Consider the following 13068-nt stretch of genomic DNA (forward strand, 5'->3'; position numbering starts at 1 on the left):
TCTGCAACGGAGCTCTAGTCATGCAGGGAATTGAAGAGCTGCTTTGTGCTACCTTACGTGGCGAAAATCCGACTTGGCCGGAATACGGCGACAATAATTTCGCGGCCCGCTTCATCGAGCGAAGTGCTTATCACGGGGTACAGGCGTTACTTCATCACTATATTGCAGATCGCGAACGCGTTGACATGGGTTGGCCGGAAGTTATCCTGGCTACTTGTCGTCAGCAGGCCACTGCTCAAGCATTGTGGGAGATGCGCCACCAGTACATGCTGAAACAAGTACTGGAGCGGCTAGCGGCTATTGGGATCCATCCAATTCTGTTCAAAGGCACGGCCTTAGCCTACAGTGTCTATCCGACGTCTTTCCTTCGTACAAGAGGTGACACGGACCTCCTCGTACCGTCGGACACGCGTGATCGGGTAGCCAAAGCGTTAGAGACCCTGGGGTTTCGTGAACTGGGAACAAGAGCGGATGTCATCCGCGGCCAGACGAGCTATAGCTGGACAGACCCCGCCTCCAATCAGGAACACACCCTCGATTTGCATTGGCGGATCACCAATTCCACACTCTTGTCAAATCTGTTCTCGTATGAAGAATTGCGCTCCGTGGCCCGGCCACTGCCGAACTTGAGCGCGAATGCCCTCGCAGCTGATCCAGTGCACGCGCTCGTGCTCGCCTGCATGCATCGAGCGGTCCACAAACACGCTTTGTATTATGTCGATGGCGTGGAATATTATGGCGGCGATCGACTGATCTGGCTTTACGATATTCAGCTTCTGTTTTCGATGCTATCGCCGTCACAACGCAATGAGTTTGTGAAATTTGCCGAGCGTAAAGGACTGCGGGCGGCCTGCCTGGACGGCATCGAGGCGACCCGAGCCCGTTTTCATACCACTATACCCGAAGCCATGTCTGGCGCGCTTTCCCGTCCTGGGCCGACAGAAACCGCTTCGTGCTATCTTAGCGGATCCAGGGTGAACCGAATATGGATGGACTTCCAGGCCGCGAGAGGCGTACGGAACAAGTCCGGTTTTCTGGCCGAACTCCTCTTCCCGCCCGCAATTCATATGCGGCAAAAATATCGCCAGGCAAACACATCCTGGCTACCTTGGCTCTACTTACGCCGGGCCACGACCGGGTTTTTAAAGTACTTACACACCCCGAACAGGTGACTGCTATCTGCGGGTATGATCCCGCAAAATCGTAAGAAAATCTACCGCGATTGATGATGCAGCCTGACTATTGGTGCCTGCTCTAGCAGATCATATCGATCTATCTCTTGTGGAACTATGAACAGATTATCGAAAATTAGTGAGACGAACATTCTGCTGAATTTAGCGGCACCTTATCGCCTGGCGTTGGCCGCTGGTCTGGTATTAATGCTATGCGAAAGCGCTGCTTTATTGGTTATGCCTTGGCTTGGTGGCAGGCTTGCTGAAACGTTTCTCCAAGAACGCGCAAGCAGCAGCACGATCGACATTCAGGTACTTTTTCTAGGAGCACTGGCGCTGTTCGCGGTTCAGGCTGTTTTAAAATTCAGCAATATATACCTGATTGGTGGGACGACTACACAAATACTGGCGGACTTGAAAATTCGAATTTACGACCACCTTCAGGCCTTACCGCTTGCTTTCTCCCATCGGCGGCGTCACGGCGATACGCTCGCGCTACTCACCCATGATGTGCACGTCGTGAGCGATTACATCAGCGGCACCGCACTTGCTGCCCTGCCGCTCTTTTTCACCGTCAGTGGGGCATTGGCTTTAATGTTCCGAATTGATTCTCTTCTCGCCATGTCCGCTGCAATCATGATTCCTTTGCTCTATCTCCTGCTTAAAATTTTCGGACGGCGCATGCGGCCATTGGCGCTCCAACTTCAGGAGGAGCACGCCATTGCCATCGCCATTGCTGAGGAAAACCTCGGCATGCTTCCCGCCATCAAGACCTTCACGCGCGAACAGCAAGAATCGCAACGATATCGGAGCCAAATCGAGCGCGTCGTCAGCCTGAGCGCCAAGGAGCGCGCTATCCATGCCGCATTAGGGCCGGGGGTTCAGCTTGTGACGGCGACCGCGGTCGTTCTTATGCTTTGGTTGGCCCAAGGGCAAATTGGCGATGGGGCTCTCACCGTGCCTCAATTGGTTAGTTTTCTCCTCTACGCCCAGGTAATGGCGCGACCCATGGCCGGGCTCGCAGACGTCTATGGACAGACCCAGCGCGCGCGCGGAGCGCTGAGCCGGCTCGCAACAGCCTTGGCCGAAGAGCCTGAGCCGAGCTGGCATGCGGGCAAGCAGATGGGAGAAATAAACGGCAACATCGAATTCCGTGGTGTCACGTTCAGTTACCCGGGGCGTGAGCCTGCACTGAGGTGCCTCGATCTATCTGTCGCCGCGGGCGAGACGATAGCAATCATAGGTCCCAACGGCGCAGGAAAGAGCACGGTGGCGCATTTGCTTATGCGGTTGCATGAGCCTTCCAAGGGAAGCATCTTCATCGACGGCGTGGATATTTCCACGGTTTCCTTGCATAGCCTGCGCAGCCAGATAGGGGTTGTGCCTCAGCACGTGTTACTGTTCAATGCCACCGTCCGCGACAATATCGCATATGGGCGGCCTGAGCCCACACAGGATGAGATTGAGGCTGCAGCACGGTCGGCCCGCGCGCATGATTTCATCATCCAATTGCCGCAGGGTTACCAGACGCCAATCGGCGATCGGGGCGTGCGGCTGTCGGGAGGGCAACAGCAGCGGTTGGCGTTGGCTCGGGCGCTGTTGAAAGATCCGCCGATTCTAATACTCGATGAAGCTACCGCTATGTTCGACCCGGAGGGGGAGCGCGAGTTCTTGCAGGCATGCGTCGATGTGCTGCGACAGAGGACGGTGCTTTTGATAACCCACCGACCTGCGAGCCTGGAGCTAGCTGATCGGGTGTTCAAGCTGGATGATGGCATTATGACAAGCGCCGGGTAAGTCCAGCCGCACCGTCACCCAGGCTGGCTCAACTGCGCCCGGTGCTTCGGATCAGACCTATCGTATCGCGCGCGCGCCTGCGCCGAAGCGCGCCGATCTACGCGTCGCAGCGCGTGAAACAGTAGCGATCATAGACGCGCGGGAAAGAGCACGCTGGCTTAAATTCCATACGAGCGACAAAAATTCAAAGGTTGCTGGATACGCTCATGCCTCTTCAATCTTGACCAGCCCCTGGCGTTCGAGCGTTTGCAACAAGCTGAATACGTCTTTCTCCAAGGGCGCAGGCTCGACCTCGTACTCGTCGAGCATGGTTCGGCAGATTTCACCGATGGTTTTTCCTTCGGACAGTAGTGTCCAGATACGTGCTCCGACCGTGTCCAGCCCAAAATACGTTCCGCTGGCGAGGTCCAGGATCACTGTCTCATTGCCCACCTGTCGCGCCATCACTTGCGCCGGAATCGCCACTCTGTCAGTCAAATTCATGCCTGTTCACCTACCTTAAACGCGTGTTTCACAATGGCCTGCCTGACCCGCGGCAGGTCTTCAAAGCGACGGGGATAATCCAGGCGGTAAAAAATTGGTTGCCCAGCCAGGCTGGATAATTCATCGAAATGGGCGGCAAGCAATTCGTGTGCCTCAATTTCAAGTAAGAAAGAATGCTTCATTAGTTCCATCAGAGCTTCGCGCCCGGTCATACCCTCGAACACCGCTTCCTGCTGAACACCCTCGCCAAGAAAATACACGTGGCGCAAGCGCCGGGGTTGCCCGCAGAAGGCGATCTCATCGCCCGCAAGAAAACGCGCCTTCGATGTGAACTGCACCGGGGGCGCTTTCCGCACACCATCCTTGCCGACCAAGGCCTCCTCACTGTCTTCCCATAAGCGGATCGAAGGATGGCTCGGCATAATCTGAAACCCACCGTCGCAAGGCTCTACTAGCAGCCCGTCATCCGTCAGGAAGCGGAACCCGTCGGTTGCAAAGCTTGCCGCCAGCGTGGACTTGCCTCGGCCTGACTCGCCGATAAATGCGATGCCCTCGCCGCTGATTTCGACCGCGCTGCCGTGCAAAACCAGCTTCCCCTGTTTGCTGAGCGCCAGGGGCAAAACCTGATTCAGATAAAGATGCTGAATGGTCGCGCCGGAGACTCCCTGCACCGGCCATGCTTGGATCTGTCCGCCATCTTGACTCAGCTGGAAATCCGCCAGTTCGGGAAAACGCAGCAGGTAGGCTCCCCCGATGCGGTAGAAATCCGTCCACAAAGTTCCGTCTGGGAAAACCCACTGGTGAAACAAGGTGGCGTCAAGTGGCATTTGAGGGCGGGCGTCCGCCACCTGAAAGTCCACCGTCATTCCGTGTCCTTGCCCAGCACCTGGGCGACAAATCGCGCTGTTTCTTCCACGGAAGGGAACAAGCCGGGGTGTTCGCGCAGCACGGCTTCTTCAACCTGCCTGACCGTCCTTTGACCGTCGCAAAGTCCTAGCACGATCATTCTTGCCTGCCCCTGGCAATTGGGTCGGGGCACATGCGCGGGATTCCGTGTGATGATCTCGGCCGGCGTCCGCAACTCGCCCTGCCAGGTCGAATGGCTGAATTTCCGCCCTCCGGACGCGATTTCAACTTCCCACGCGATAACCGAATCCGTCGGGCGCGCCATCACCTTCGCCCTCACCACATCGCCGGATTTTACCTCGACGGCTTCGCCGATGGGCAGGAAAGCCTGAGAGCGTTTGATTGGACGATCGGCAAGCGGCGAGTTCGTCAACCACACCCCTTCGGCCAACTCACAATCGAACCAGCCGCCGAGTCCGTGCACAACGCCATCGCGCTCTATGCGCAACTCCGCATCCCAGGAGAAAAAGTCCGGATTGTCTTCACGAAAATCGATGCCGCCCAGTTCAGCGGGGGCGCCAAGCAATTCTTCCCGCTGAAGATTGACCGCATACTTGGTGTTGACGGCGTATTGGCCCACCCAATGGAATTCGCTGGGTACGCCCTCTCGTCGCCACCCGTCGGCCAAGCCGTAACTGGTTTCCGATTCCACTGCGGCGAGTTGAAGCCTGAGCCTGGCGGGAATCAATGCCCCCCCTGGCTTCAGGAAACGCCGCCTGGCGTCCGCGAGGTATTCGATGATACCGGCATCAAAGCCGAAGTAGCCGACTTGATCGCAGATCACCACATCAACCCGTTCGGGCAGGTTGGCCCGCGCAGAGTAGTCCCCCATGAAAATCGCCTGGCCACCCCATCCCGCGCGAACGAAGGATTCCCGCGCGACCTCGATCATGGCGGTTGAGTCGATGGCGTAGACACGGGACGCGCCCGCCTGCAAGCACAACAGCCCCAGGATCCCGGTGCCACAACCGAGATCCGTGATGTAATCCCCATGTTTGACGACTTGGGCGACAGCGGACTTGAACTGTTCAAGCCTTACCGAATCGGCGACATACCCCAAGTGTTCCTGCAGCGCGGAACTCGACATTCCCCCGCAAGGCTCAGTGAATAGAGGAGTGCCGTATCCTCAGCATCCCGTAGTCCACCCTCTTGTAACCGTCAGGATGAACGCTTACGGCTTCCGGCATCACCGTCTCGACCTCGTCGGCCATTACACCAAACTGCCTGCCAAGGCCCCACTGCTCGCGGTATTCAGGCTTGTAGTCGAACAGATAGAGGCCGATTCCAAGCGAATGGGTGCCAATACGGACGACGTTCTCTTTGGCGCGCGGGTCGGACACCATACTCATACCGGCGGGGCCCCCATCTAGCCCGCTTCCGGTACCGCCTCTTGTTATCGCGCTTACGGAACCGTAGATCTGCAGTGTGGGAGTCGAATAGGGCGCCTTGTTTACCTCAGCAGCTTTGTTTTCAACGGTGAGGTGGGATGGCGTCTGCTGGTCGTTCAGATTGCTTTTCATTAACTCGGCCCTTTACGCTGACTGGGAAATCTCTCAGGAAACCGTCAGATGAACTATCTGGACGTTCTCGGTGGCTTTTGAACAAGATCGTACCTTGCCACCAAGCGAAAACGGGCGCAACCCTGACGGGCAGCATTCGTCGAAAATTTAACCGATGTGACGATCAAGTTATCTAACGGTACGCTACACGGCTTCAACGATACGTTACATGGCATCGATTAACAGTACGTTATATGACCCATTAACAGTCCCCTATATACGTTACATGACATCCATAAATTCCCCACAAAATCCATTTCGGCATGCCGGCCTGCGGATTGTCTCGATAAGCCCGGAATAGCCGGGCCATCCCGTCCCGATCAACCCAGGTGCTACGCTCATCGGGAATCGTCTCGGTCAATATGGCTTGCATCCGGTCCAGATGCTCACGGAGCACTATTGAAAATTCTGCCTTGCTTTTCCGTTCGAGAATCCGCTTCGGCAGGAGATTCTTCAAAGCCTGGATATGGATATATTTGGTTCTGTCTCCACGCAGACGCAGCCTCTCGGGTAGCGAAAACGCATACTGAACGAGTTTGGGGTCGTCGAGCGGGTATCGCATTTCGATCCCGCAATGGGCGCTCATGCAATCAAGGTCCTCCATCGCCTGGGCATCATAAGCATCGTATAGAGCCTCAAGTAGCGCCCTCTGGCCGACGCTGCGCACTCGCCGATGGTGTGATGGGGGAATAAGCTCGCGACGCATCCGGATCACTTCCCCCATCCGCGGCGAGAGCCAGTAGCAGGCTTTGCTGGTCCCGCTCCCGCGCATCCTACGAACCAGGCGGCGGAGACCCTCCTGGAGAGCGATTGGCAGTAGCGGGAAAAACCCCTGCCGTATGAGCCAACTCACCGCCTGTCGCGCGCCGAATGCCGTCGCGTCGGTTTTGAGGCAGTCATAGAGCGTACGCAAATGCACTTGCGCCAGTGCCTCTGCGTAATACGCCCGGGAACCTTCCAGCCATTGATCTCCTCCGTGACCGCCTAGCGTCACGCGGCTCCCGTGCGCAACGGTTTGCTGCCATAGGCCAGCCTGCATTGACAGGTTCGGAAACCCCGGAAACTGCCGGCCGGACCGGGCGCGTTCCGCAAACCATGAAAGAGGCATCCTGGAAGGGGGAGTCTCATGAATCCGGAGCCCTAAATACCCGCCCACGGCCCGTGCGTAGGGGAGTTCGCTGGCATCGCCTTCCTCCTCCGTGAAGCCAAGCGTGTAGCCATTTATGCCGTGCGTGAGCAGTCTGTTCGAGCGGCGCAGGTGTTCCGCCACACAAAACACCGCCGAGGAGTCGAGCCCGCCGCTCACCTCAATGGCGACCGGCCGATGCGACCGGGATGAACGCCTGACGCACTCGAACAGTAATTCGCGATAATGCTCAATGTATTCTTCGTCCTTGCGAAACGGCAACATCGCCCAAAGATTCGGTTCCCAGTATTGTTCGAGTCGCGGCCCCTGGTTCCCGGCTACCATTTGATGTGCTGCAATCAAGCGCAGGATACCGTTCCATAGAGTCTCGTCCCTGGAATACCATTCCGCCGCCAGCATTTCGGCCAACATGCCTTCATTGGGTTCCTGCTTCACCCAAGGCAGCGCAAGGATCGCTTTCAACTCTGAGGCGAAGGCCAGTGATTTGCCGTCCCAATGGTAATAGAAAGACTTGTTGCCCATGCGGTCGCGGGCGCAAAAGGCCTCTTGTCGCCGCGCATCCCAGATTACCAGTGCGAAATCGCCGTCGATATGCGGCAAACATTCCCGCCCCCAAATCTGGTAGGCTCTCAGCACCAGTTCAGCATCCGAGCGATCTCGAAGTACGGCGCCGCGCCCCAGCAGTTCCCCCCGCAGTTCCTCCCAGTTGTCCACCCGCCCGTCCATGACCAGGACAAGGCTTGCATCCTCATTCGTCAGCGGCTGGGTTTCTTCCAGCGACTCTGGCGTGGTGCGAAGCATGCATTGGCCGAGCCCGATGGAGCCCTTCACCCAATGGTGGATGCCATCCGGGCCCCGGTGCGCCATGGCCGTGGTCATTTTTTCCACTAACCCGGGTTCGACCGGCTTACCGTCAAAATGAATTATCCCGGCGATGCCGCTCATATCATCCCCATGGCATCAACCAAAATTGCGCTTGAATGCGGCAAAGCGCTCGCCAACATCGACCGTATCGTTAAGAACCTTGCCCCGGTATTCGACCCAGGCATGGGCTTCAAATTTGCCATCAGCCTTACGCGTGCCGATGCGCAGTTCTCCTTCGATGCCTTGCCGGCGCAGCAAAAACCAAAGCGTCATTGAGCGCTTCAGGCAGTTGCCGGAATAGGAACCACGATACGCGGCGATGGATACCAGACGAGCGGTCTCTTGTGCCTGCCCATAAAAATCGGTCTCCCCGCCCATTGATTGAAGCCGGTCGGGGTTGCAAACCGCAACCGGAACGTTTGAAGGCGGCGGCGATTCACGAAGCGTGAGTGACGGATTTGCAACTCCCCTCACGCTTCGAAGGTCGCAAATCCAGATCAGTATAATTCTTGCACGTCGGAAACCAAACATCTGCAATACCATTGCAGTGAATGGCAGCAGCAACATTGCAGCGATCACTGTCCTGCGTTGTGCGGCCTTGAGGGCCAGAAATTTTTTCAATCGATTGGTCACTAGCGCCTGCGTTCGGTTGATAACTGATCTGATCGCTACTTGTAACCGCTTGCGCTCGGGTGACTACCCTCTATCGAGATATGCTCATCACGCCATTTGATCGGTCAAGCACACCTCTGGCAGTGTTGTGCTTCCGGTGTGGTTAACAATCCGTCGCCGGCGCGCGAAGTCCATGTTCGCTGTGCTGATGTGCCAACCTTCTCGATTCGGCAGCGAGGGTTGTTTTCGTCGGCCGGCGAAAGGTCGCTGTATCGCATATCAGTCCATTGGCCATACGATCATAAGCATCGGCACAGCAACAATGACGACGAGGAACGACAGCGGCAGTCCCAGACGTGGATAATCGCTGAAACGGTAGCCACCCGGCCCCATGACGAGCGTGTTGCACTGGTGGCCTATCGGGGTGAGAAAATCGCAGCCGGCGCCAATGGCGACTGCCATCAGAAATGCTTCCGGCCTGTAGCCCAGATCGCCGGCAAATTCGGCGGCGATAGGCGCCATGACAAGAACGGTGGCGGCATTGTTGAGGAATGGCGTAACGGCCATGGCGGCGACAAGGATGAGCATCAGCGCGCCGGACGCCGGAAGAATGGTTCCCAATTTGGCAAGCTCGCCGGCAATTACTCCCGTCCCCCCTGTGCTGTGTAGCGAATCGCTCACAGGAATGAGAACGGCGAGCATGAGGAGGATTGGGCCATCCAGCGATTGGTAGACCTCCCGGACCGGGATGACCTTGAAAAGCACCATCCCGACCGCGGCGGCAAAGAAAGCGACGGAGACCGGGAGCAGCCCAAACGCTGTCGCCACAATGGCGAGAGCAAGGATCATTACCGGCACGATCCCCTTGCGGACACTACCAAGCAGGATAGCCCTTTCTGCCAGCGGCAGGCAGCCGAGTTCACGCAGTATCTCGGGTATCGTCGCTGCATTGCCCTGCAGCACGACGACGTCGCCGAGCCTTAGCTCGATTTCGGCCAGCCTGCGGTCGAGGCGCTCGCCGCGACGGCTGACGGCCAGGAGGTTGACGTTGAACCGGTCGTAAAGGGCAAGGCGCTGGGCTGTCCAGCCGATCAAGGAGGAGCTTTCACCGATTACGGCTTCGATGGCTACCATCTCGCTGGTGGTGTCGCCACCGCCGACCCTATTGCCCGTGACGCTGAGCTTGCCCTGGGAGACAAGGCGATCCAGCGCCTCTGGGTCGCCTTCGAGCAGCAGAATGTCGTTCACCTTGAGGACAGCATCGGGCAGCGGCGTCATCCGCATAGTCCGATTGCGCAGAATCGACGTCACGATAGCATCGCCGCCGGAAAGCTTCATGAGGTCTGCGACGGTTTTCCCGAGCACCGTGGAATCGCTGACAATTCGAGCCTCTGTCAGGTAATTCTTGATGTCGATGGCTTCATTCAGCGACCCGCCGAGCTTTTCGCGCACCGGTAACAGCCAATAGAAAAACAGCAGGAAGATCGTTCCGGCGGCGGCCAGGGCAGCTCCAACAGGTGTGAAGTCGAACATCGTGAAGGCGGTTCCGGTCAGTTCCTCCCGCACACGGGACACAACGATATTGGGAGATGTCCCCACCTGCGTCATGAGTCCGCCGAGCAGTGACCCGAACGCCATAGGCATCAGGAATATCGAGGGTGAAATACTCGACCGGCGCGCGAACTGGAAGGCGATCGGAATCATGATAGCGAGCGCACCGATATTCTTAACAAAGGCAGACAGGATCGTGACCACGATCACCAACAGCGCCAGTTGCGACCGAACGCCCGATAAATTCGGAGCAAAGCGCTTGATGGCGACTTCCATGATGCCCGAGCGTGCTATGCCCGCGCTCACCAACAGGGCACTGCCGACAATGACCACGATATCGTCGCTGAACCCGCTGAAGGCTTCGTCAAAAGGCACAATGCCAACCGCGAGTGCAAGCAACAGTGCCGCGGCTGCGACCAGATCATATCGATATCGACCCCAAACGAACGCTGCCATCATCACGAAGGTAACGGCGAACGACAGAATTTGCGGCGTAGTCATGTCTTCGGATGCCCCGCCGCTAATACGGCTGATCAGAACGGCCAATCCGCCCTTTAGTTGCTTTCGCTGATCACGGCTTTGCTAGCACGCTTCTGAATGCTGAACTTCCATGCTTGCCGATAAGCCCGTGCCGAGTCCTGGCTCTTGGGGGCCATGATCCCGGTTGCGTTGCATCATGGTGCGCGATCGGTCAGCGCGCTCGCACCTTCCTCCGCGGCGCAATGGGCGCAACAGTAGATGATGTCATCTTGTTCGACGCCATGTCCGATGATCCGGCATCCGCAATGCGGGCACATCGGAGCGAGTTTCTGGATCGCGCATTCGAAGCTGTCGAACGTATAGGTTTCCTCCGCTAGCTTCACTTCGAAAGCCTTGTCATAGTCATTCCCGCACTGGTCGCATCTGGCCATAGCTCTTTTCCTTCTTCATTGGCTCAAGCTCGACCAACCCGCCGCATCGCGATAGGTTCCCGTCAGGGTCGTAGAGCAGGAGACGAGCGCGCGCCGGCATCACGCGCGCCGTTCGATCAAGCGGATCACCTCGTCGATGTCCCGCGGCTCGATGTCGAGTTCCTTCAGGCCCGGCGCGCCAATTGCTGCCACATTGTCGTGCCGCATAAGATCGACCTGGTTGCGCGTTATGGGCGCGGCCGGAAGGAGTTCCGCGAGGCCAGCCAAGGCGTCCCACGCCGCAAAGGGGACCGGCATCAGCCTGATGTGGGTGTCGAGTTGCCGGGCGACCTCCCGCAGCAGCTCCGTATAGGTGTAGATGCGCGGGCCACCGAATTCGAATATGAATGAACCCTTGTGGTTTCGCCCGTCGATCAGCCGGCTCACTGCTTCCGCGACGTCTGCCACATAGACCGGCTGAAGCCGTGTGCCGCCGTCGCCGAACAGCGGATAGACCGGCAGGAGGCGTATCAGCCTCACAATCGTCGTGAGGAAAACGTCGTCAGGTCCGGTCATGACGGCGGGACGCACAATGAAAGCGCCGGGAAATGCGCTCGCCACGGCAATTTCTCCCTGCCCACGTGCCCGAATATAATTCGAATCCGATTGAGGATCGGAGCCAATCCCCGAAATCTGGACGAACTGGTCGACCTCGCCATCGCGCGACGCGGCGGCGAGATCAGCGGCGGCTTCCACATGCACCCGTTCAAACGTCTGGGCGCCCTGTTCGACATAAAGACTGACAGCATTCACAATGGCCTGTGATCCGGCAATGGCCGAGCCGATCGAGGACGCATCCAATACATCCGCCTCGACGGCTTCGGGCATCATTGCAGTCGAGGAAAAAACTTGGCTTACGCGAGCCGGCTGGCGGGATGCGGCGCGGACCGTAAAACCCCTTTCCAGGAGCCGCTTCACGATCCTTCGCCCGAGAAAGCCTGTTCCGCCGAACACGGTGACGATCCGTTTTGTGTTGAGATCGTCGGGATCCATTTGCCTCGCCATCCCTTCTTCGCGTGCCTGCCGCGAGGATTGTCCTTGGCCGGCGTATGAACCAGCCTCATCGAACGTCAGGACGGTTGGAGAACAACGCAGGAAAGCTTTTTGTTCCAGTCAGCGCTGGTTTGTCGAGGCACGGCCGATATCGCTGTGGCGCCTCGCGCATCACCGTCCGTTCGCCCGTTGGCGAGTGTTTTTGACGCTGAGTTGCTTTATCCGTGTTATCAAAACCTGGTCGCGGCACTGCAGCGTCGAAATTGACAGATCACCACTTGCAAATCGGTCGCCGCTGTCTTTTGCTCGCGCGACAGTTGTCCAATGACTGTTGAATGGTTGGCGAACGGATGAACAAAATCGATCGGCGACGGCCAGAGTCCGAAATGGACGCCACCGTAAATGCTGCGCGGCTTGGAACGCGGTTGCGCCTCGCCCGCCAGACACGTGGCATGACGCTGAAGACGCTGGCGGCAGCTGCCAACTGCTCTGAAAGCCTTTTGTCCAAGATCGAGAACGGCAAGGCTTCGCCATCCCTGCCTATGCTTCACCGCCTGGTCGAAGTTCTCGAGACCAATATCGGCTGGATGTTCGAACAGGTCGACGACGACGAGGCGATCGTGTTTCGCGCAGGCGCGCGGCCATTGATCTCGCTCGACGCGCTAAGGCGCGGCGAGGGTATCTCGCTCGAACGCATTATTCCGTATTCGCCCGGTCACCTGCTGCAGTGCAATATCCATCATATCGAGGCAGACGGCGAGAGCGAAGGTCCCATCCAGCATGTCGGCGAGGAAGTCGGCTATGTGCTCGCCGGCCGGATCAAGCTGATCGTCGATGGCAAGAGCCATGATCTCGCCACTGGCGATGCATTCGTGTTCAGGTCGGAGTTGCCGCACCATTACCGCAACATCGGCAAGGAGAGAGCCAGCATTTTCTGGGTCAACACGCCGGCGACCTTCTGACCTGCGCACGAGTTCAAAGGAGTTGACAATCATTCAAGTCTCTTGAATGTTTGTCTCGTGCCTGTAGCACCA

General features: G+C 57.7%; 12 protein-coding genes. 3 read left to right on the forward strand and 9 right to left on the reverse strand.

From position 1 onward, the window contains the following. Positions 1–20: 20 nt before the first annotated feature. Entirely contained in the window at positions 21–1172 is a 1152-nt protein-coding gene (locus tag EN885_RS01955) for a nucleotidyltransferase family protein (protein WP_128242445.1), read from the forward strand. 117 nt (positions 1173–1289) lie between these two features. Then, a complete protein-coding gene (locus tag EN885_RS01960) occupies positions 1290–2969 on the forward strand; it encodes an ABC transporter ATP-binding protein (protein WP_128242446.1) in 1680 nt (559 codons plus the stop codon). 204 nt (positions 2970–3173) lie between these two features. Here the strand turns inward: EN885_RS01960 and EN885_RS01965 are convergent, their stop codons facing one another. From EN885_RS01965 to EN885_RS02005, 9 genes are all read right to left on the reverse strand, one after another. After that, on the reverse strand, positions 3174–3452 hold the full coding sequence (locus EN885_RS01965; protein WP_128242447.1) for a PqqD family protein: 279 nt from the start codon (positions 3450–3452) through the stop codon (positions 3174–3176). Then, on the reverse strand, positions 3449–4318 hold the full coding sequence (locus tag EN885_RS01970) for a hypothetical protein (protein ID WP_128242448.1): 870 nt from the start codon (positions 4316–4318) through the stop codon (positions 3449–3451). The genes EN885_RS01965 and EN885_RS01970 overlap by 4 nt, the downstream gene beginning before the upstream one ends. Continuing rightward, positions 4315–5445 carry a methyltransferase domain-containing protein gene (locus EN885_RS01975; protein WP_128242449.1) on the reverse strand — a complete coding sequence of 377 codons (1131 nt, stop codon included), beginning with the start codon at positions 5443–5445 and terminating at the stop codon, positions 4315–4317. The genes EN885_RS01970 and EN885_RS01975 overlap by 4 nt, the downstream gene beginning before the upstream one ends. Positions 5446–5458: 13 nt before the next feature. Beyond that, entirely contained in the window at positions 5459–5878 is a 420-nt protein-coding gene (locus tag EN885_RS01980; RefSeq protein WP_126103209.1) for a tail fiber domain-containing protein, read from the reverse strand. Between the two features lie 241 nt (positions 5879–6119). After that, the gene (gene asnB / locus EN885_RS01985; RefSeq protein ID WP_128242450.1) at positions 6120–8009 is read right to left on the reverse strand and encodes an asparagine synthase (glutamine-hydrolyzing); all 1890 of its coding nucleotides are present in this window, start codon (positions 8007–8009) and stop codon (positions 6120–6122) included. A 15-nt stretch (positions 8010–8024) separates the two neighbouring features. Next, a complete protein-coding gene (locus EN885_RS01990) occupies positions 8025–8561 on the reverse strand; it encodes a lasso peptide biosynthesis B2 protein (protein ID WP_206616794.1) in 537 nt (178 codons plus the stop codon). 258 nt (positions 8562–8819) lie between these two features. Then, positions 8820–10592 (reverse strand): SLC13 family permease, encoded by a 1773-nt coding sequence (locus EN885_RS01995; RefSeq protein WP_128242502.1) that lies wholly within the window; start codon positions 10590–10592, stop codon positions 8820–8822. A gap of 173 nt (positions 10593–10765) precedes the next feature. Further along, on the reverse strand, positions 10766–11002 hold the full coding sequence (locus tag EN885_RS02000; RefSeq protein WP_127205514.1) for a hypothetical protein: 237 nt from the start codon (positions 11000–11002) through the stop codon (positions 10766–10768). A 99-nt stretch (positions 11003–11101) separates the two neighbouring features. Continuing rightward, positions 11102–12046 (reverse strand): complex I NDUFA9 subunit family protein, encoded by a 945-nt coding sequence (locus tag EN885_RS02005; protein WP_127205515.1) that lies wholly within the window; start codon positions 12044–12046, stop codon positions 11102–11104. A 374-nt stretch (positions 12047–12420) separates the two neighbouring features. Here EN885_RS02005 and EN885_RS02010 point away from each other — a divergent pair, with 374 nt between their 5' ends. After that, complete coding sequence (locus EN885_RS02010; RefSeq protein WP_245492983.1) at positions 12421–12996, forward strand: cupin domain-containing protein; 576 nt, start codon at positions 12421–12423, stop codon at positions 12994–12996. Positions 12997–13068 lie beyond the last annotated feature (72 nt).

It is taken from the genome of Mesorhizobium sp. M6A.T.Cr.TU.014.01.1.1, assembly GCF_004022765.1.
Lineage (GTDB): Bacteria > Pseudomonadota > Alphaproteobacteria > Rhizobiales > Rhizobiaceae > Mesorhizobium > Mesorhizobium mediterraneum.